Origin of the sequence: Sphingobium sp. MP9-4 (assembly GCF_005281675.1) — a bacterium.
GTDB lineage: Bacteria > Pseudomonadota > Alphaproteobacteria > Sphingomonadales > Sphingomonadaceae > Sphingobium > Sphingobium yanoikuyae.
The window spans coordinates 14,467-33,469 of record NZ_LUFI01000043.1 but is presented as its reverse complement, the minus strand read 5'-3'; the positions used below and the strand labels follow the sequence as shown (position 1 = coordinate 33,469).

17 protein-coding genes, 1 tRNA gene and 1 pseudogene are annotated in these 19,003 nt (G+C 64.3%); 11 read left to right on the top strand and 8 right to left on the bottom strand.

Features of this window, described 5'->3' with window-relative positions; translation table 11 throughout:
- Window positions 1-177 precede the first annotated feature (177 nt).
- Window positions 178-3,075, top strand: coding sequence for a M16 family metallopeptidase (locus tag A0U87_RS14700; RefSeq protein ID WP_048938185.1), 2,898 nt, complete (start codon window positions 178-180; stop codon window positions 3,073-3,075).
- 396 nt (window positions 3,076-3,471) lie between these two features.
- Window positions 3,472-4,752: an amidohydrolase family protein gene (locus tag A0U87_RS14690; protein ID WP_048938184.1), complete on the top strand. Its 1,281-nt coding sequence runs from the start codon at window positions 3,472-3,474 to the stop codon at window positions 4,750-4,752.
- Between the two features lie 47 nt (window positions 4,753-4,799).
- Here the strand turns inward: A0U87_RS14690 and A0U87_RS14685 are convergent, their stop codons facing one another.
- The gene (locus tag A0U87_RS14685; RefSeq protein ID WP_004207585.1) at window positions 4,800-5,387 is read right to left on the bottom strand and encodes a TetR/AcrR family transcriptional regulator; all 588 of its coding nucleotides are present in this window, start codon (window positions 5,385-5,387) and stop codon (window positions 4,800-4,802) included.
- 116 nt (window positions 5,388-5,503) lie between these two features.
- On the opposite strand from A0U87_RS14685, the gene A0U87_RS14680 reads away from it, so the two are divergent.
- The 4 genes from A0U87_RS14680 (at window position 5,504) to A0U87_RS14665 (ending at window position 11,932) form a co-directional block, all read left to right on the top strand.
- Window positions 5,504-6,694, top strand: a complete 1,191-nt coding sequence (locus tag A0U87_RS14680; RefSeq protein WP_048938183.1) for an efflux RND transporter periplasmic adaptor subunit — start codon at window positions 5,504-5,506, stop codon at window positions 6,692-6,694.
- A 3-nt stretch (window positions 6,695-6,697) separates the two neighbouring features.
- Window positions 6,698-9,877, top strand: a complete 3,180-nt coding sequence (locus tag A0U87_RS14675) for an efflux RND transporter permease subunit (protein WP_004207583.1) — start codon at window positions 6,698-6,700, stop codon at window positions 9,875-9,877.
- 2 nt (window positions 9,878-9,879) lie between these two features.
- A complete protein-coding gene (locus A0U87_RS14670) occupies window positions 9,880-11,298 on the top strand; it encodes an efflux transporter outer membrane subunit (protein WP_169861320.1) in 1,419 nt (472 codons plus the stop codon).
- A gap of 94 nt (window positions 11,299-11,392) precedes the next feature.
- Entirely contained in the window at window positions 11,393-11,932 is a 540-nt protein-coding gene (locus tag A0U87_RS14665) for a methylated-DNA--[protein]-cysteine S-methyltransferase (RefSeq protein WP_122928797.1), read from the top strand.
- A 118-nt stretch (window positions 11,933-12,050) separates the two neighbouring features.
- On the opposite strand, the gene A0U87_RS14660 is transcribed toward A0U87_RS14665, so the two are convergent.
- The 4 genes from A0U87_RS14660 to dapB form a co-directional block, all read right to left on the bottom strand.
- Window positions 12,051-12,127: transfer RNA gene (locus tag A0U87_RS14660), tRNA-Arg, on the bottom strand.
- Between the two features lie 75 nt (window positions 12,128-12,202).
- A complete protein-coding gene (locus A0U87_RS14655) occupies window positions 12,203-12,589 on the bottom strand; it encodes a hypothetical protein (RefSeq protein WP_048938179.1) in 387 nt (128 codons plus the stop codon).
- Window positions 12,590-12,667: 78 nt separating this feature from the next.
- Entirely contained in the window at window positions 12,668-13,327 is a 660-nt protein-coding gene (gene nth / locus A0U87_RS14650; protein WP_048938178.1) for an endonuclease III, read from the bottom strand.
- Between the two features lie 4 nt (window positions 13,328-13,331).
- Window positions 13,332-14,096: a 4-hydroxy-tetrahydrodipicolinate reductase gene (dapB, locus tag A0U87_RS14645; protein WP_122928794.1), complete on the bottom strand. Its 765-nt coding sequence runs from the start codon at window positions 14,094-14,096 to the stop codon at window positions 13,332-13,334.
- Window positions 14,097-14,205: 109 nt separating this feature from the next.
- Here dapB and A0U87_RS14640 point away from each other — a divergent pair, with 109 nt between their 5' ends.
- The 5 genes and pseudogenes from A0U87_RS14640 (at window position 14,206) to A0U87_RS14620 (ending at window position 17,068) form a co-directional block, all read left to right on the top strand.
- Window positions 14,206-14,889, top strand: a complete 684-nt coding sequence (locus A0U87_RS14640) for a fumarylacetoacetate hydrolase family protein (protein WP_048938177.1) — start codon at window positions 14,206-14,208, stop codon at window positions 14,887-14,889.
- A gap of 23 nt (window positions 14,890-14,912) precedes the next feature.
- Window positions 14,913-15,212: a polyhydroxyalkanoic acid system family protein gene (locus tag A0U87_RS14635; RefSeq protein ID WP_004207574.1), complete on the top strand. Its 300-nt coding sequence runs from the start codon at window positions 14,913-14,915 to the stop codon at window positions 15,210-15,212.
- Between the two features lie 22 nt (window positions 15,213-15,234).
- A pseudogene (locus A0U87_RS14630) lies at window positions 15,235-15,360 on the top strand (NAD-dependent protein deacylase); the annotation flags it as partial.
- Between the two features lie 29 nt (window positions 15,361-15,389).
- Entirely contained in the window at window positions 15,390-16,337 is a 948-nt protein-coding gene (locus tag A0U87_RS14625; RefSeq protein WP_048938176.1) for a hypothetical protein, read from the top strand.
- Entirely contained in the window at window positions 16,331-17,068 is a 738-nt protein-coding gene (locus tag A0U87_RS14620) for an NAD-dependent deacylase (protein WP_122928139.1), read from the top strand. Before A0U87_RS14625 ends, A0U87_RS14620 begins: the two co-directional genes overlap by 7 nt.
- Window positions 17,069-17,074: 6 nt before the next feature.
- Here the strand turns inward: A0U87_RS14620 and A0U87_RS14615 are convergent, their stop codons facing one another.
- The 3 genes from A0U87_RS14615 to A0U87_RS14605 form a co-directional block, all read right to left on the bottom strand.
- Window positions 17,075-18,055 carry a FecR domain-containing protein gene (locus tag A0U87_RS14615; protein ID WP_080993612.1) on the bottom strand — a complete coding sequence of 327 codons (981 nt, stop codon included), beginning with the start codon at window positions 18,053-18,055 and terminating at the stop codon, window positions 17,075-17,077.
- Window positions 18,024-18,629 carry a sigma-70 family RNA polymerase sigma factor gene (locus A0U87_RS14610; protein ID WP_004207570.1) on the bottom strand — a complete coding sequence of 202 codons (606 nt, stop codon included), beginning with the start codon at window positions 18,627-18,629 and terminating at the stop codon, window positions 18,024-18,026. The genes A0U87_RS14615 and A0U87_RS14610 overlap by 32 nt, the downstream gene beginning before the upstream one ends.
- Before the next feature lie 171 nt (window positions 18,630-18,800).
- Complete coding sequence (locus A0U87_RS14605; protein ID WP_122928138.1) at window positions 18,801-19,001, bottom strand: hypothetical protein; 201 nt, start codon at window positions 18,999-19,001, stop codon at window positions 18,801-18,803.
- Between the last annotated feature and the right edge of the window lie 2 nt (window positions 19,002-19,003).

The window sequence follows — 19,003 nt, the reverse complement described above, 5'->3', positions numbered from 1 at the left end:
GAGCGTCCGGGACCAACCGCTCTGGCGCGCGCAATTTTGCGTGCGCGCCATATTTTCATTGTCGCATCGCTTGGGGCGCAAGAGCGGTTCCCCCTTCTGTGTGCAATGCTCCGATGCCGCGGCGTGGCCATCTTTGTCAGTGGTCATTCAGGAAAATGCCGTTAGGCTCCCCTGCCTATGCGTTTGACCTCTCGCCGTTCGGCCGCTTCGCTCACCATTCTGGCCCTGCTTCTGTCGGGCTCTCCCCTGCCGCTGGCGGCAAGAACCGATCCTTCGGTCGCCGGGGCAAAGGCCGCGCCGGGCGGCAGCCAGGCGGATATCCGCCCCTGGCTCTACGAAAATAGTGATGTGCCGATCGACACGGCGTGGCGGTTCGGCACGCTGTCCAACGGGCTGCGCTATGCCATCCGCCGCAACGGCGTGCCGCCAGGGCAGGTGTCGATCCGCCTGCGCATCGATGCCGGATCGCTGATGGAGCGTCCCGATGAGCAGGGCTATGCCCATTTCATGGAACATCTGTCGATGCGCGGGTCGCGCCATGTGCCCGATGGCGAGTCGAAGCGCATCTGGCAGCGGCTGGGCGTCACCTTTGGCAGCGACAGCAATGCCGCGACCACGCCGACCGGCACCACCTATGCGCTCGACCTGCCGCAGGCCAATCAGACGAGCCTTGGCGAAAGCCTGAAGATCCTGGCCGGCATGATGACCGACCCCAATATCGTCGACAGCGCGGTCGATGCCGAGCGGGCGGTGGTGCTGGCCGAACGGCGCGAGAGCGACGGTCCGCAGATGCGCATTTCCGACGCCAGTCGCCAGCATTTCTTTGCCGGCCAGGCCTTGGCTGACCATGCGCCGATCGGCACGGTCGCAACGCTCAACGCGGTGACCGCGGCCAAGGCAGAAGCCTTCCATCAGCGCTGGTATCGCCCTGAAAACACGGTGATTGCGATTGCCGGCGATATCGACCCGGCGTTGGCCGAACAGTTGCTCAAGGATAATTTTGCCAGCTGGCAGGATAGCGGCAAGGGCGCCGAGCAGCCCGATTTCGGCGAGCCGGACCCCAAGGCGCCGGCCACCCGCGTCGTGGTGGAGCCGGGCTCGCCGACGGGCCTCACCATGGCCTGGCTGCGCCCGTGGAAGCCGCATGCCGACACGATCGTCTATAATCAGGACAAGCTGACCGACATGCTGGCGCTGCAGATCGTCAGCCGACGGCTGGAGCAGGCGGCACGGGCCGGGGGCAGCTTCCTGGCGGCAGGCGTCGATCAGCAGGATATCAGCCGGTCGGCCGACGGCACCTTCATCACCATCACGCCCACCGGCGAGAATTGGGAGAAGGCGCTGGCCGATGTGCGCGCGATCATCGAGGATGCCAAGGCCGCGCCGCCGACCCAGCAGGAAATCGACCGCGAATATGCGCAGCTCGACACGGCGCTGGCGATCCAGGTTGAAAATGCCGACACGGAAGCCGGGGCCAAGCAGGCGAGCGATCTGGTAAGCGCAGTGGACATTCGCGAAACCACGGTCAGCCCGCAGGCGGCGCTCGACATCTTCCGTTCCGGCAAGCCGGCGATGACGCCGCAGAAGATACTGGATTGCACCCGCCGCCTCTTTTCCGCCGGGGTGTTCCGGGCGATGCTGATCACCGGCAAGGTCGAGGCGGGGCAGGACCAGAAGCTGGCCGCTGCGCTGGCCGCGCCGGTCAAGGCGGCGACCAATGCCCGCCTGGCCGACAAGGCGGTGACGATGGACGACCTACCCAAATTCGGTGCGCCCGCGACCGTCGTGTCGCGCACGCCGGTCGGGTTGCAGGGGATGGAGAGCATCACCTTCTCCAACGGCGTCAAGCTGACCTTGTTCGCCAATGATGCGGAGACCGAGAAGGTACGCATCAATGTCCGCTTCGGTCATGGCCAGCAGGCCTTCTCACCCACCAAGCCGGTGGCGAGCTGGGCTGGCGATTATGCGCTGGTAGCGAGCGGCATCGGCAAGCTGGGCCAGCGGGAACTGGACGACCTGACCAATGGCCGGCGCATGGGCATGCAGTTTTCGACCGACGATGACGCGTTCGAATTGCAGGCGGTGACGCGCCCGGCCGATTACAAGGACCAGTTGCGCCTGTTCGCCGCCAAGCTGTACCAGCCCGGCTGGGATCCCGCGCCGATCGCGCGGGTGAAGACCGGCGCCTCGGTCGCTTATGACGCGATGTCGCGCGCGCCCGATGGCGTGCTGGGGCGCGACCTCAACTGGCTGCTGCACGACAAGGATGTGCGGTTCCGCACCCCGTCCAAGGCGGAAATCAACGCGCTGACGCCCGAAAGCTTCCGCCAGACCTGGGAGCCGATCCTGGCTTCGGGGCCGATCGAGATCCAGATTTTCGGCCAGGTGAAGGCCGAAGAGGCGATCCAGGCCGTGGCGGCGACCTTTGGCGCGATGCCGGCTCGCCCGGACGTGCCCGTGCCGGCCGCGAACAAGGTGCAGCGTTTCCCCGCCCATGTCGAACAGCCGGTAATCCTGCGCCATGATGGTGACAAGGAACAGGCGGCTGCCGTCATGGCCTGGCCGACCTCGGGCGGCTTTGCGCTGACGAAGGAGGCGCGCCAGCTCGAAATCCTGACCCAGATCTTCAATGACCGGCTGTTCGACAAGCTGCGCTCGACCGAGGGCGCTGCCTATTCGCCCAGCGTGCAGAATAGCTGGCCCTTCTCCTATGATAGCGGCGGCTATATCTTGGTGACCAGCCAGGTGCGGCCCGACCGGGTCAATTATTTCTACAGCGTCGTGAAGGAAACGGCTGCCGATCTGGCGAAAACGCCGATCAGCGCCGACGAACTGCAACGGGCGGTGGCGCCGATGCGGCAGTTGCTGATGCGCGCCAGCACCGGCAATGCCTTCTGGATGGGGCAGATGGAGGGATCGACCCATGATCCCCGCTATGTGCAGGCGATGCAGACGATGAGCCAGGATCTGCTCAACGTCACGCCGGCCGATATCCAGGCGCTGGCGACCAAATATCTGGTGCCGGGCAAGAGCTGGTCGGCCGTGGTGCTGCCTCAGGGCGTCGCTGCCAAATAGACGGCTGGACGGCTTGCGCGTCCTCCGCCTGCAGCAATTGCTCGTAGAGCCGCGCATATTCCAGATGCATGTTGCGCAGCGCCGGTGTGGCCGATCGCGCCGCCAACTGGCGATTGCGGTCGCGTCGCTGCTCGAAATAGGCGCGGCCGAAATTCGCTTCCAGATCCATGAAATACCTCCCTCGATTGATCCTCCAATGGGCGGGGCGCCAACAGGTTGCGGGCAGGGCAGGGGCTTGCGGTGGACGGGGGTGAAACGGGGGTGGGCGGCGCGATGCCGCCATCCATCTTTGCCCTTGATGCTGGCGGGCTTTGGTCGCTAGGTCAGGGGCTTGGGGCAATGATGATCCGGCCATACGCGGCCCGGACATCGATCGCCCAAGGGGATTTGCATCGCATGTTGAAGACTGTCCGGGCATCGGCCATGGCCACCACCATCCTGTTGTCGCTGGCTGCCGCGCCGGCGCTTGCCGAGCAGGTGGTCGTCACCGCGGACCATATGGTCGATGTGCTGGCCGGCAAGACGGTCGATCATCCGGCCATCTTCATCACCGATGGTCGCATTACCGGCATCGCCGACGCCCGGACCGTGCGCTGGGGCAGCGACGTTCGGCATATCGACCTGTCGGGCAAGACCATCCTGCCGGGCCTGATCGACATGCACGTCCATTTGACCAGCCTGGCGGAAGTAGGCGGCTATCAGGGGCTGCGTTACACCGACAGTTTCTGGACGGCCGTGGGCGTCAAGAATGCGCGCATCACGCTGAAGGCCGGTTTTACCACGGTGCGCAATGTCGGTTCGGCCGATTTTGCCGATGTGGGCCTCAAGCAGGCGATCGAGGAGGGGCAGATTGTCGGGCCGCGGATCATTCCGGCCGGCTATGCAATCGGTGCGACCGGCGGCCATTGCGATGGCGGCGGCCTGCCGCCCTCGATGGACCGCAAGGAACCTTCGGTGGTCGACAGCCCGCAGGAGGGCCGCGCCAAGGTGCGCTGGCTGCACAAATATGGCGCCCGCGTGATCAAGATCTGTGCGACCGGCGGCGTCTTCTCGCTGGGCGACGCGGTCGGCGCGCAGCAACTGAGCTTTGACGAGATGAAGGCGATCGCCGACGAGGCGCATATGCTGGGCCTCAAGGTTGCGGCCCATGCCCATGGCAATGACGGTATCCGCACCGCGATCGAGGCCGGGATCGACACGATCGAACATTGCAGCCTGGCCGATGACGAGACGATCAAGCTGGCGGCGAGCAGGAAGACCTGGTTCGACATGGATATCTATAATGACGATTATATCCTGGCGACCGGCACGGCCAATGGCACCGAACAGGAAAGCCTGGACAAGGAGAAACTGATCGGGCGGTTGCAGCGCGAAACCTTCCGCAAGGCGGTGAAGGCGGGCGTGCCGATGCTGTTCGGCACTGATGCCGGCGTCTATCCCCATGGCGACAATGGCAAGCAGTTCGCCAAGATGGTCGAATGGGGTATGACGCCGATGCAGGCGATCCAGGCGGCGACCGTCAGCGGCGCCAAGGCGCTGGGCTGGGAGGCCGATGTCGGCGCGATCGCGGTCGGCCGCTATGGCGACATCGTCGCGGTGCAGGGTGATCCGCTCAAGGACGTCACCTTGCTGCAGCATGTCAGCGACGTGGTGAAGGGCGGCGAACTGGTGGAGTGATCCGCCGCTGCCGGTTCACGATCGGTGTGAACCGGCTTTCGCTGCGATCAGCGCACGGCCTTCAGGCCTGCCACGATCATCTGGGCGGCGCGCCGGGCCGACGCCTCCGGGCTGAGATTGGGGCGCGACAGGCTGCGATGGCCCAGGCCGAACATGCAGGCCAGGATCATCTCCTCCGCGCCGTCCAGTGCCTCGCCCGAAAGCTCAGGATTGGCGGCGCAGGCAAAGTCGCGAATATCGTCGCGGAAACGGCCGCACATGGTGCCGATCATCTCGCCGACCGTCGGATTGCGGAAGCTTTCGGCCAGGATGTCGAAGGACAGCGCCTCATCCTTTTCGTCAATGACGTGCAACATCAGTTGCTCGAACGTATCGTCGATGCTCAACTCGCCACTGTCGAGTCGTTTGCGCAGGATATCGACGTCCTCCGCCCACTGATCGGCGTCGGCATGGACGATAGCCTCGATGATATCTTCCTTTCCTTTGAAAAGCCGATATATTTGCCCCACTGATACCTGTGCGGCGGAAGCGAGTTCGGCCATGGACGTCTGGTGGAAACCATGGCTGTTGAACAGGTCTCGCGCCGCTGCAAGTACACGGTCGCGACTGCTTTTTTCATGCTGCGCTGCAACCATTTTACCCTCGGAAAATTGTTTTTCTCTTGAATTCCCTCTGACAGCTTCTTAGGTGCGCGGCAAGCGGAATGAACGTTCATTCCGGTCCTGCGATATTTATCGGATTGGGAAAATTGATGCAAAAGGGGAACTTCTTCGGATTGCTGGCCTGTGTTTCGGCCCTTGCGCTGAGCGCTTGCGGTCAGGAAGCGCCGCCCGCACCGCCGCCGCCGAGCGTGGGCGTGGTGACGCTCAAGACCGAGTCGGCACCGTTGCTGAACGAACTGCCGGGCCGCATCTCGGCTTTTGAAACGGCCGAAGTCCGGCCGCAGATCAGCGGCGTGATCCGCCGCCGCCTGTTTACCGAAGGCGGCAATGTCCAGGCCGGGCAACTGCTCTACGAGATCGAGGACGCGCCTTATCGCGCGGCGCTCGCCCAAGCCCAGGGTTCGCTGGCCAATGCCCAGGCGGCGATCCGCTCGACCGGGCTGCAGGCCCAGCGTTACAAGGATCTGGTCGGCATAAACGCGGTGTCGAAGCAGGAATATGATGACGCGGCGGCCGCGGCCCAGCAGGCGCGCGCCAATGTTGCGGCGCAGCAGGGCGCGGTACAGGCAGCGCAGGTGAACCAGAATTTCACCCGCATCCGCGCGCCGATTTCGGGCCGTATCGGCCGTTCGCTGCTGACGCCGGGCGCGCTGGTCCAGACCGGTCAGGCCGATCCGCTGACCACCATCCAGCGCACCGACCGCGTCTATGTCGACGTGACACAGTCGGCCGCGCAGATCATCGACCTCAAGCAGGCGATGAAGGCCGGCGGCATCAGCGAGGCGCAGGGCGCCCGCATCCAGCTGATCCTGCCCAATGGCAGCGTCTATCCGGGTGAAGGCCGCTTGCAGTTCGCCGATGTGACGGTGGATTCCAGCTCGGGCGCGGTCACGCTGCGCGCGATCTTCCCCAACGCCGACGGCCTGTTGCTGCCGGGCATGTATGTCCGCGCCAAGCTGATCGAGGGTGAGCGCACCCAGGCGATCCTGGCCCCGCAGCAGGGCATTTCGCGCGACGCGCGCGGCCGGGCTACGGCGATGGTCGTGGGCAAGGACAACAAGGTCGAGATGCGCCAGGTCACCGTCGACCGCGCGATCGGCGACAAGTGGATCGTCACCAGCGGCCTGAAGCCGGGCGATCAGTTGATCGTCGAGGGGCTGGTCAATCTGCGCCCCGGCACGGTGGTGAAGCCCGGCGCGCCGCAGCAGGTGACCGCGCCTGAAGGCGGCGCGAAGCCGGCCGCTGCACAAGGCGCGTCGAACGCGGGCGAGGCGCACTAAGCCATGGCCCGCTATTTTATCGACAGGCCCATCTTCGCATGGGTCATCGCCATCGTCATCATGCTGGCGGGCCTGCTCGCGATCCGGTCGCTGCCGGTCGCGCAGTTCCCGGAAATCGCCCCGCCGGCGGTGACGATCCAGACCACCTATCCCGGTGCCAACGCCCAGACGCTGGAAAGCACGACGACGCAGATCATCGAGCAACAGCTCAAGGGCATCGACAATCTGCGCTATTTCTCGTCCACCAGCGACGGGTCGGGCAATCTGAACATCACCCTGACCTTCGAGCAGGGCACCGATCCTGACATTGCGCAGGTGCAGGTGCAGAACAAGCTGTCGCAGGCGACCCCCTTGTTGCCGCAGGAAGTGCAGCAGCAGGGCCTGCGCGTGGGCAAGTCCACGTCCAGCTTCCTGCTCATCATGGCGGCCTATTCCGACGACGGCATCCATGACCAGGAAGACGCGGCGGACTTTATCGCGTCCAGTCTTCAGGATCCGCTGAGTCGCGTCACCGGCGTTGGCGATACCCAGCTGTTCGGTTCGCAATATGCGATGCGCATCTGGCTCGACCCCTACAAGATGGCCAATCTGGGCGTGACCACCGGCGACGTGAAGTCGGCGATCACCGCGCAGAATGCCCAGGTGTCGGCCGGCCAGATCGGCGGTTCGCCTTCGCCCAAGGGCCAGGCGCTCAACGCCACCGTCACCGCCCAGTCGCGCCTGCGCACGCCGGAGGAATTCCAGAATATCCGCCTGCGCAGCAACAGCGACGGTTCGGTCGTGCTGATGAAGGATGTCGCCAAGGTCGAACTGGGCGCGGAAACCTATGGTTTCGGCGTGAAGTTCAACGGCCATCCGGCATCGGGCTTCGGCATCAAGCTGGCACCGGGCGCCAACGCGCTCGACACGGTGGAAGCGGTCAAGGCGCGCGTCGACCAGCTGTCGAAGAATTTCCCCAGCTGGGTCAAATATGACTTCCCGGTCGACAACTCGACCTTCGTCAAGCTGTCGGTGGAGCAGGTGGTCCATACCCTGTTCGAAGCCGTGCTGCTGGTGTTCGTCGTCATGTTCCTGTTCCTGCAGAACTGGCGTGCGACGCTGATCCCGACGATTGCGGTGCCGGTGGTTCTGCTGGGCGCGCTGGCGATCCTCAGCGCAGCCGGCTTCACCATCAACACCCTGACCCTGTTCGGCATGGTGCTGGCGATCGGCCTGCTCGTCGACGACGCGATCGTCGTCGTCGAGAATGTCGAACGTCTGATCCAGGATGAAGGGCTCAGCCCCAAGGAAGCAGCCAAGAAGTCGATGGACGAGATCAGCGGCGCGCTGATCGGCATCGGCCTGGTGCTGTCGGCGGTGTTCCTGCCGATGGCCTTCTTCGGCGGCTCGACCGGCGTCATCTTCCGCCAGTTCTCGATCACCATCGTGTCGTCGATGATCCTGTCGGTGCTGGTCGCGTTGATCCTGACCCCGGCGCTCTGCGCCACCATCCTCAAGCCCGCCTCGCACGGGCATAGCTGGAACGGGCCGATCGGTTCGATCCTCGGCCGCTTCTTCGACTGGTTCAACCGCACCTTCGACAAGGGCGTGGTGCGCTATGGCAAGGGCGTCGAGAAGGTCGAGCGCAGCTGGGTTCGGACCATGCTGGTCTATGGCCTGGTGGTGGTCGGCATGGCCTTCATCTTCCTGCGCCTGCCCAGCGGCTTCCTGCCGGACGAGGACCAGGGCATCATCATCAACCAGGTGTCGCTGCCCGCGGGCACGACGCTGGAAGAGACCGAGCGGGCCCTCGCCCGGATGCGCGACCATTATCTGGTCGACGAGAAGAAGAATGTCTCGGCCGTGTTCACGGTCGCCGGCTTCGGCTTTGTGGGCCAGGGCCAGAATGTCGGCATCGTCTTTGCCCGCATGAAGGACTGGCATGAACGGTCGGGTGCGGACAACCGCGTCCCCGCGATCGCCCTGCGCGCCAATATGGCGTTCCAGAAGATCTCGTCGGGCATGGCCTTCGCCTTCGTGCCGCCGGCCGTGCAGGAACTGGGCAATGCGTCCGGTTTCGACTTCCAGCTGCTCGATCAGGCCAATCTTGGTCATGAGAAGCTGCTGGAAGCCCGCAACCAGTTGCTGGGCATGGCGATGGGCGACAAGCGCCTGGCGCAGGTCCGTCCCAATGGTCTGGAAGATACGCCGCAGCTGAAGCTGAATGTCGATCAGGCGGCGGCTGGTGCGCTGGGCATCGCCCAGTCGGACGTCAATGACACGATCAGCACCAATCTGGGCGGATCTTATGTCAACGACTTCATCGACCGCGACCGTGTGAAGCGCGTCTATGTCCAGGCCGATGCGCCGTTCCGCACCTCGGCCGACGCGATCAACGCCTATCATGTGCGTGGCAGCACGGGCGTGATGGCGCCGCTCTCCGCCTTCTCCACCACGGAATGGGTCCAGGGCCCGGCCCGTCTGGAACGCTATAATGGCGTGCCGTCGATGAACATCCAGGGCGCCCCGGCACCCGGCGTGTCGAGCGGTACCGCGATGCAGGCGATGGAAGAGTTCGCGGCCAAGCTGCCGGCCGGTATCGGCTATGCCTGGAACGGCATTTCCTATGAGGAACAGACTTCCGGTGGACAGGCGCCCTATGTCTATGCGCTCTCGATGCTGATCGTCTTCCTCTGCCTGGCTGCGCTGTATGAAAGCTGGTCGGTGCCGATTGCGGTCATGCTGGTCGTGCCCTTGGGCGTGCTCGGCGCGGTGATCGCGGCGACGCTGGCGGGCCTCAACAACGACATCTATCTGCAGGTGGGCCTGATCACGACCATCGGCGTGTCGGCGAAGAACGCGATCCTGATCGTGGAATTTGCCGAAGAGAAGATGCGCGAAGGGCTGCCGCCCGCCAAGGCGGCGCTGGAAGCGGGCAAGCTGCGTCTGCGGCCGATCCTGATGACCAGCTTCGCCTTCATCTTCGGCGTGCTGCCGCTGGCCGTGTCCAAGGGCGCGGGCGCGGGTGGCCAGAACGCCATCGGCTGGGCCGTGGTCGGCGGCATGCTGTCCGCCACCGTCCTCGCCATCTTCTTCGTGCCGGTCTTCTTCACCGTGGTGAAGCGGTTGTTCCGCGAACATCATGAAGGGGAAGAACAGCGTAACGCCGACGGCGAAACGCCGAACGCACCGCAGGAGGCATAAGAATGTTGCGTAATATCAAAGCAATGTCGGTCGCCTCTCTGGCGCTGACGCTGGCCGCCTGTGACATGGCGCCCAAATATGCCCGCCCCGAACTGCCGGTGCCGCAGGCCAGCCCCCAGGGGCCGGCCTATGCGGCCGCGGCGGACGGCGGCGCGGCGATCGTGCCGGCCGATACCGCCTGGCGCGATTTCTTCACCGATCCGCGCCTGGTGCGGGTGATCGAGACGAGCCTCGCCAACAATCGCGACCTGCGCATTGCGGTGGCCAATGTCGAGCAGGCACGGGCGCAATATAAGGTGCAGCGGGCCGATCTGTTGCCGACCGTCGGGGCCACCGGCACGGCGACCTATTCGGAACAGCCGCTGGTCCAGTTCGGCCAGAGCCAGCGCCTGAACACCGACGTCTATCAGGCGCAGGTCGGCATCTCTGCCTGGGAAATCGATCTGTTCGGCCGGGTGCGCAACCTGACCAAGGCGGCGCAGGAGCAATATTTCGCCTCGGTCGAAAACCGCAATGCGGCCCAGACCGCATTGGTGGCGGAAGTGGCGACGGCCTGGGTGAACATGGCCGCCGATCAGGAATTGCTGTCGATCGCGCGGACGCTGGCGACCGCGTTCAAGGAGACGCTGGACCTCAACAAGGCCCGCTTCGACAAGGGCATCGCGTCCGAACTGGAAGTGCGCGAGGCACAGACCAGCTATGACCAGGCGCGGGCCGCCATCGCCAGCGCTACCACGCTGGTCGCGCAGGACCAGAATGCACTGAACCTGCTGGCGGGCACGACGCTCGGCAGCGAGGATCTGCCCTCGGCCCTGCCGGAAGGCCATGTCACGCTCGACAATCTTCCGGCGGAACTGCCCTCGACCCTGTTGCTGCGCCGGCCCGACATCGCGTCGGCCGAGCATCAACTGATCGCGGCCAACGCCAATATCGGTGCGGCGCGGGCGGCCTTCTTCCCGCAGCTGTCGCTGACGGCGGCGCTGGGCACGGTCAGCCTTGGCCTGTCCGGCCTGTTCAAGTCGGGCAGCGATACCTGGTCGGTGGCGCCCAGTGCGACCCTGCCGATCTTCGACTTCGGCCGGAACAAGGGTAATCTGCGTTACGCCAGGGCGACCTATGACGCGATGCTGGCCACCTATGAAAAGAGCGTGCAGACCGGCTTCCGCGAAGTCGCCGATGCGCTCGCCCGGCGTGGCACGATGACCGATCAGGTCGAGGCGCAGACCTCGCAGCGGGATGCTGCGCGCAAGGCCTATGACCTGACGCAGGCCCGCTTCCGCGCGGGTGTCGACGGCTTCCTGCCGACCCTGGTGTCGCAGCGGACCCTGTCGAGCGCGGAGCAGAGCCTGGTGACGACGCGGCTGGCGCGGCTCACCAACATGATCGAACTGTATCGCGCCATGGGTGGCGGCCTGAAATGATGCGGCCTGCCGCTTGCGGACTTTGACCGCAAGCGGCAGGAAGCGGGGGCGGGGATCATCGCCTATCTCCAGCGATGACGCATGGAGGATGACGATGACCCTGGCCTGTATGACGATGCCCTCGCCGGTCGGCGACCTGACCCTGGTCGCGAGTGACGAAGGACTGATGGCGGTCCTGTGGCCCGACGATGATCCCGCCCGCGTCCGCCTGGGCGCCCGGTCCGAAGCAACCGACCATCCGGTCCTGCGCGACGCGGCTTCCCAGCTATCGGAATATTTCGCCGGCCAGCGGCGGCATTTCTCCGTCCCGCTGCATTTTCAGGGCACGGATTTCCAGCGCCAGGTCTGGGCCGCGCTGCTCGACATACCGTTCGGCGAGACGCGGAGCTATGCCGACATCGCCCGCGCCATCGGCCGCCCGACCGCGACCCGTGCCGTCGGCGCCGCCAATGGCCGCAACCCGATCTCGATCATCGCGCCCTGTCACCGGGTGGTCGGCAGCAACGGCGCGCTCACCGGCTTTGCCGGCGGGATGGAAACCAAGAAATATCTGCTCGACCTGGAGCAGGGCGGGGACAATCTTTTTTCGTTCGCGCCAATGCCGCTTGCCGATGCCGGAGCGAGATCGGTTTAGGCCGCCTCGTCATCATGCGTTGATCGCATCACGGCTCAGAAATCGACCAATCGGCGCCAGCGTTCCGTAACGCTAAAATAGGAAACTGCGCGTCAGCCAGCCGATCTATGCGAGATTTTGGTGCACCCAAGTGGATTCGAACCACTGGCCTTTGCCTTCGGAGGGCAACGCTCTATCCAGCTGAGCTATGGGTGCATGACGCTGGTCAGAAGGGGCGCTTAGCAAAGGGCTTCGAACCGCGCCAGCCACAAAATCACCTGTTCCCGAAACTTATTTCGGGGCCTTCACCATCGGCTGGAATTTGCCCAGGCCACAGCTGGCGCCCGGTTGCAGGCCCGGCCCGGCGTTGAACAGCACGGTGATGATGTCGACCGAACAGAGCTGCGAGATGCTGGTGCGATAGGAAAAGCGTCGCTCGAAGCCCAGGCTGGGGCAGCTGTTGGGCAGGCTGTTGCGGTAGATTTTCTTGCCGCTCACCTCGAAATCGATGGTGCGATCGTCGCGGACGCTGCTCGATCGGATCTGGCTTATCGAGATGCAATCGACCGGATCGCCGCTGGGCACATAGGGATCCGGTTTGTCCTTGGTCTTGGCGAAAGCAGGCGTCAGGCCACAGGCCAGCAGCAGGCCGGCGGTGAGAATGGGGCGGATGGACATTGTCTCTCTCCTTCGCGCTGAAAAGACGATTCGCGGAGCTGATTTCCGTACCGATCCTAGCACCGCTGGCCGGCGCGATCAGGCGGCTTTCGCGACGCTGCCGGGTTCCGGCGTCTTGGGCTTGAAGCGGCACAGGTCCGACACGATGCAGCGCCAGCATTCGGGCTTGCGCGCCTTGCAGACATAGCGGCCATGCAGGATCAGCCAGTGATGCGCGTCGCGGCGGAAGGGCTGGGGCACGCGCCTTTCCAGCTTGTCCTCGACAGCCAGCACCGTCTTGCCCGGCGCCAGGCCGGTGCGGTTGCCGACGCGGAAGATATGGGTGTCGACCGCGAAGGTTTCCTGCCCGAAGGCGGTGTTGAGCACGACATTGGCGGTCTTGCGGCCGACGCCGGGCAGGGTGGTCAGCGCGTCGCGATCCTGCGGCACCTCACCGCCGAAATCGCGTACCAATATCTCGGACAGGGCGATGACATTCTTCGCCTTGGTGTTGAACAGTCCGATCGTCTTGATGTGCTGCTTCAGCGCATCCTCGCCCAGATCGACCATCTGCTGGGGCGTTTCGACTTCGCGGAACAGGGCGCGGGTCGCCTTGTTGACGCCGACATCGGTCGCCTGCGCCGACAGGGTGACAGCGACCAGCAGCTGATAGGCATTGCCATATTCCAGCTCCGTCACCGGCGCCGGATTGGCCTCTGCCAGGCGGCTGAAAAAGTCGAAGATCTGCGCCTTGTTCATGGCATCAGAGCCCCAATACGCCCTTCATGTCATAGCGGCCGACCGGCTGGCCGGCGAGCCAGCTTGCGCCCTTGATCGCGCCGCGCGCGAAGATGCTGCGGTTTTCGGCGCGATGGCCAAGCTCGATCCGCTCGCCCTCGGTCGCCAGGATGACCTGATGGTCGCCCGCGACCGATCCGCCGCGCAGCGCGGCAAAGCCGATCGCGCCCTTCGCCCGTGCGCCGGTGATGCCGTCGCGGCCGCGCTCGCTATGGTCGGCCAGCGCGATGCCGCGCCCCTTCGCCGCTGCTTCGCCCAGCAGCAGCGCGGTGCCCGACGGCGCGTCCACCTTGTGGCGGTGATGCATCTCGACGATCTCGATGTCCCAATCGTCGCCCAGGCTGGCGGCGGCCTTTTCCACCAGCGCGGCGAGCAGGTTGACGCCCAGCGACGTATTGCCGGTCTGCAGCACCGGGATGCGGGCTGCCGCCTGGTCGATCAGCGCATGATGCTCAGCTTCCAGCCCCGTCGTGCCGATCAGGATCGGCTTGTTCGCGGCGATGCAGGCGTCGAGATTGGCGGAAAGCGCGGCTGGCACGGAAAAGTCGATCAGCACGTCGGCTGTCTGTGCCAGCGCCAGCGGATCGCTGGTGATCGCGACGCCCGGCGCCAACTCGCCGCTGCCGTCGCGATCGGTGCCGCCCGCCACGGTCAGCCCGGCTTCCGCCGCGGCCTGCGCGATGGCGCGGCCCATGCGCCCGGCGGCGCCGAAAATCCCGATGCTGGTCATGCCCTGATCCGTTCCTTGAAGATAAGTGAGCGCGCGATGCCAGAGCGGCGGCCCTTTGTCATCCGGCACCATGAATTTCTTGGGAAAGGCGACCGACCATGGCTAAGAGATGGCCATGCTCGATCTTCCCCGACTCTCCGTTCCGACCCTGCCGATCGACGGCAGCGCCGATCGCCTCCCCGTCCGCCGCATCTTCTGCGTCGGGCAGAATTATGCCGAACATGCGCGCGAAATGGGCGGCGATCCCGATCGCGCGCCGCCCTTCTTCTTCACCAAGCCGGCCGATGCCGTGGTCGAGAATGGCGCATTGCTGCCTTTCCCCACGCGCACGCAGGATCTGCATCATGAGGTCGAACTGGTGGTCGCGCTCGGCGCGGGCGGCACGGATGTCGCGGTCGAGGATGCGCTGGCGCTGATCTATGGCTGGGCGGTCGGCATCGACCTCACCCGCCGCGACATGCAGGCGGTTGCCAAGAAGGCGGGGCGTCCCTGGGACATGGCCAAGGGCTTTGATCGCTCCGCGCCGATCGGCCCGATCCATCCCGGCACGCCGCCGGCCAGCGGCGCCATTGCGCTCAGCATCGATGGCGACCCGCGCCAGTCGGGCGACCTGTCCGACATGATCTGGTCGGTGCCCGAAATCATCGCCACTCTCTCCACCTATGTGGAACTGGCGCCCGGCGACCTGATCTTCACCGGCACGCCTGCCGGCGTCGGCCCGATCGCGCCCGGCCAGGCGGTGCAGGCGACCATCGCGGGCCTGCCGCCGCTCGACATCGCCTTTCAGAACTGACCATCAGAACAAGGACAAACAGGATGGATATCGACATTCCCCACGACCTCGGCCGTGACGAGGCGAAGCGCCGGGTCGAACAGGGCCTGCCCAAGCTGGAACAGCATATCCCCGGTGGCGGCACCATGACCGCGACCTGGCCGTCCGACTATGCGCTGGACATGGAAATCTCGGCCATGGCCCAGACCATCCCGGTCAAGCTGCTGATCGAGGAGGACAAGGTGCGCGGCACCGTGTCGATCCCGATGTTCCTCAAGATGATGTCCGGGCCGATCTCCGACTTCATCAAGACCAGCGCCCAGAAGATGCTGACCAAAGCGTAAGCCTGCTGCCGAGGTGCCCGCCATGCCGACCGACATCCGCAACATCGTCATCCTCACCGGCGCGGGCATTTCGGCCGAGAGGGGGCTTGCCACCTTTCGCGAGCCGGATGGCTTGTGGGAGGGGCATCGGGTGGAGGAGGAATGCTCTGCCCGTCTTCTCCGTTTTTGCGAGGTAGCATGAAGGATTTTCTGACGCGGCTTTTCGGAGGTGTCTCAGACGGCAGGACGGAGAAGTTAACCGTGCCTGTGAACGCCACTGGATTTGCTCCTTTCCCGAATGAGCCGGTAAGCGGGCAAATATATTCCTTCCGCACCCGGCCAGATTCGGAATTTTCCCCACCGGCGACTGATCGCTATGCCGCTATTAAAGTGGTAGGCGTTGATGATAAGCACGTCGCGGTCGCTGTGCTGGACGGCATCTGGGCTACGCCTCCGAGCATCGCTGAGGTTGGAAGTTCGTCCATTATCAATGAGCATCGCTTTGCCCATACCGGGAGGGCTGCTGTATTCGGCGTCCTCCATGATTGGTGGCGGCGGGAAGGCGATCTGGACGAATTCAGCTTCGTAGGTATGCAAGCCGTATTCCGTAGGGAGCAGCAGTTCGCCCATGAGATTGCGACTTATGCTGCGGGATCACGCTTCTCTACATTACGTGCTGCCAATCATGCAGCAGAGGGAGAATGGCGCTGGGCCAACGATCGTGAAGCCTTCGTCATCGAAAATGAGAAGAAGAATGCCAAGGACGCTGCTGACCGAGCGGCAAAGGAAGAGCGATATCGCACACGATTGAGCAAACTCACATGGGACCAGCTTCAATCCGAAACGCCCTTCGAGCGCTGGTCGCCATCACCGCCATTCCCACCGGAAGAGTTCACAACAGCCGCACGCGCAACGATCCACGATGCTTGTGCTGCCCTCAAGGAACTAGGTCCAAAACCGAAAAGGGCAGATGTTCGGGCGATCCTCAAGAAAACCGTCATCTGGTTCAATGACGCTGACGAAAAAGCTGGTGGCGTGATCGAAACCGAGGAGCGTGAAGACATCTGTGCGGTGCTGGAGGAGATGGCGCATTGCGCACGGCAGAAGGCGCTTGTGGACGAAATAGACGAATGGCGCGAATGGTGAGGCAGGATATCCAGAACATCGTCATCCTCACCGGCGCGGGCATATCGGCCGAATCCGGCATCGCGACGTTCAGAACCAAGGGAGCCGTCAGCTACTGGGAAACCGCTGACGAAAACGGAGTTCCAATTTTGCACCGGGTGGAGGATGTCTGCACGCCGCAGGCGCTGGCGCGCAATCCGGCCTTGGTGCATCGTTTCTATGACGAGCGGCGGGCGAAGCTGGCGGAGGTGGCACCCAATCCGGCGCATGAAGCCTTGGCTGCGCTCGACCGCGCCTGGCCCGGCGACCTGCTGATCGTCACCCAGAATGTCGATGACCTGCATGAGCGGGCAGGGGCGACCCGGCTGCTCCACATGCATGGGGAATTGAAGTCCGCCCTCTGTGCCGCCTGTGGCAAGGCGGTGGCCTGGGCCGATCCGCTGCCGCCCGGCAGCGCCTGCGCCGGTTGCGGCGCGCCCAGCCTGCGGCCTGACATCGTCTTCTTCGGCGAAATGCCCTATGATATGGAGCGGATCGAGGAAGCGCTGGCGCAGGCCGACCTGTTCGTGTCGATCGGCACGTCGGGCGCGGTTTATCCGGCCGCCGGTTTCGTCCAGATGGCGCGTCATTATGGCGCTCGAACGCTGGAGCTCAATCTCGATCCGTCGGCGGGCAGCAGCTATTTCGAGGAAAGCCGGCTTGGCCCGGCAAGCGAACTTGTGCCCGAACTGGTAAGCGACCTGCTCGGCTGACCGGCCTTATTCGCTGGGTGCTGCCATGATGTCGGCGCCATCGGGTTCATCGCGATAAAGCAGCATCACCGATCCATCCTCGCCATTCACCGCGCGGATCGGCAGGCTCAGTTGCAGGGCGGAGAGGAATTCCTTGCTGTCGCTGACGCGGAAGCGCCCGCCGACCCGCAGCGAGGAGACGCGGGCGTCGCCAATCAGGATCGGCGCGCGGCGATAGCGGTTGAACTCGCTCGCCGCCTGCTCGATCGTTTCCCCGTCCAGCTCGACCATCTGGTCGCGCCAGGCGGTGCGCTGGTCGATCAGCTTGGGGCTGAGATGGGTGAGGTCGATGCTGCGCGACTGGATCACGGCACCGCTGCCGGCGCTGACCTTTTCCAGCCCGCTATTGCCCGAATGGACCGTGACCGTGCCTTGCGTGACGGTCAGTTCCACCACCGACGGGCGCATGCGCACGTTGAAGGCGGTGCCGACGGCGCGGATCTGGGCCGATCGCACCTCCACGTCGAAGGGGCGGCCCTTGTCATGGGCCACGTCGAAGGAGGCTTCGCCCTTAAGCACGCGCACCTTGCGGCCGATGTCGGTGAAGCGGACTTCTGCTTCGCTGTTGCTGTTGAGGTGCAGGATGGAGCCATCGGCCAGCGCGACGTCGCGGATCTGGCCGACCGCCGTCTCATAGCGATCCACGCCGCTGAAAGTGCGGATGGTGACGATCGCGGCGACGATGAAGAAGGCGATGGCGATGCCGGCGGCAATCATGATGTTGCGCGACAGGCGGCGCTGCTGTTCCTCGCTGACGATCGCTTCGAGCGGGGGCAGGTTGACTTCGGCGGCGGCGCTCTTCAGCCGCTCGGCCGCCTCCCAGGCGGCTTCGGCGCGGGCAAAGGCCACGCCATGGCGCGGATCGGCCTCGATCCACGCACATATCTCGTCTTCGTCCTGGGGGGTAGGGTCGCTGTTAAGCCTGGCCAGCAGGCGCGCGGCTTCCAACGCGATCGCGTCCCTGTCCCCGCTGTTTGAACCTGGTCCCGACGCCTGCACGTTCGAAATCCGTTTCCTCACGTTCTGCCCAGGCCCGCATAACTATGCCGATCGCTTTGGCCAGATGTTTTTCAACAGTAGAAACGGACAGAGACATTTCCTCCGCTATTTCCAGCATCGATTTTTCGTGGATACGACGAAGAATGAAGACGCGGCGGCACTGGGTGGGCAGCGAATCGACAATCGCTTCGACCTGGCGGAGCGCCTCGCGGGCGTGGAGCTGTGCCTCGATGGTGTTTTCGCCGCCCAGCAATTCCAGATCGGCTATCGTCTCGAAGCTCACCACCTTGTTGCGGCGGGCGGTGTCGATGACGAGGTTGCGGGCGATGGTGAAGAGATAGGCGCGCCCGGTGGTGACATTTTCCCAGTTCTCCGTGGCATAGGCACGGGCAAGAACTTCGGCGACCATATCCTCCAGCTCGTGGGTGGAGGGCAAAATGCGACGCAGGCGGCCCCTCAAGGCAGCTTCCTGCGGCAAAATCACGGTCTTGAACCACTCTAGCTTGGCGCGAACCCTATGCACGTCGACCCCCTTTTATGTCAGCGCGCCTCTCCTGAATTTCTTTTTGTTGTCACATTTCAATCATGGATTCCGGGGGGTGTCCAGCACGTGATTACGCATATTCCGTAATCCGCCATAAAAAGTTCCACCCTGTTGCAAAAAAGTTTTCGGGCGCCTTCTTTTGTTGCGTGGTTACGAAATTATGTCAGGCGGAACCTCGTCCGGCGCGCTGTCGGGCTGGTCATAGTCGGGTTCTCCAGGGATGATTTCGGGCGGCTCGTTGATCGGAGTCTCGTCCGGAGTCGCGGGCGGCGGCGTTTCGGGCGGCGACTGGGGTTCGATCCGGTCGGGCGGGGGCAGGGGGTCGGGCGCTGGATCGGGCTGGGTGGCCATGC

Coding starts and splice junctions, on each gene's coding strand:
- A0U87_RS14670 (WP_169861320.1), top strand. CDS start 9,880: ATGTTGCGTAATATCAAAGCAATGTCGGTCGCCTCTCTGGCGCTGACG.
- dapB (WP_122928794.1), bottom strand. CDS start 14,096: ATGACCAGCATCGGGATTTTCGGCGCCGCCGGGCGCATGGGCCGCGCC.
- A0U87_RS14620 (WP_122928139.1), top strand. CDS start 16,331: ATGGTGAGGCAGGATATCCAGAACATCGTCATCCTCACCGGCGCGGGC.
- A0U87_RS14690 (WP_048938184.1), top strand. CDS start 3,472: ATGTTGAAGACTGTCCGGGCATCGGCCATGGCCACCACCATCCTGTTG.
- A0U87_RS14655 (WP_048938179.1), bottom strand. CDS start 12,589: ATGTCCATCCGCCCCATTCTCACCGCCGGCCTGCTGCTGGCCTGTGGC.
- A0U87_RS14680 (WP_048938183.1), top strand. CDS start 5,504: ATGCAAAAGGGGAACTTCTTCGGATTGCTGGCCTGTGTTTCGGCCCTT.
- A0U87_RS14635 (WP_004207574.1), top strand. CDS start 14,913: ATGGATATCGACATTCCCCACGACCTCGGCCGTGACGAGGCGAAGCGC.
- A0U87_RS14605 (WP_122928138.1), bottom strand. CDS start 19,001: ATGGCCACCCAGCCCGATCCAGCGCCCGACCCCCTGCCCCCGCCCGAC.
- A0U87_RS14665 (WP_122928797.1), top strand. CDS start 11,393: ATGACCCTGGCCTGTATGACGATGCCCTCGCCGGTCGGCGACCTGACC.
- nth (WP_048938178.1), bottom strand. CDS start 13,327: ATGAACAAGGCGCAGATCTTCGACTTTTTCAGCCGCCTGGCAGAGGCC.
- A0U87_RS14700 (WP_048938185.1), top strand. CDS start 178: ATGCGTTTGACCTCTCGCCGTTCGGCCGCTTCGCTCACCATTCTGGCC.
- A0U87_RS14675 (WP_004207583.1), top strand. CDS start 6,698: ATGGCCCGCTATTTTATCGACAGGCCCATCTTCGCATGGGTCATCGCC.
- A0U87_RS14640 (WP_048938177.1), top strand. CDS start 14,206: ATGGCCATGCTCGATCTTCCCCGACTCTCCGTTCCGACCCTGCCGATC.
- A0U87_RS14625 (WP_048938176.1), top strand. CDS start 15,390: ATGAAGGATTTTCTGACGCGGCTTTTCGGAGGTGTCTCAGACGGCAGG.
- A0U87_RS14685 (WP_004207585.1), bottom strand. CDS start 5,387: ATGGTTGCAGCGCAGCATGAAAAAAGCAGTCGCGACCGTGTACTTGCA.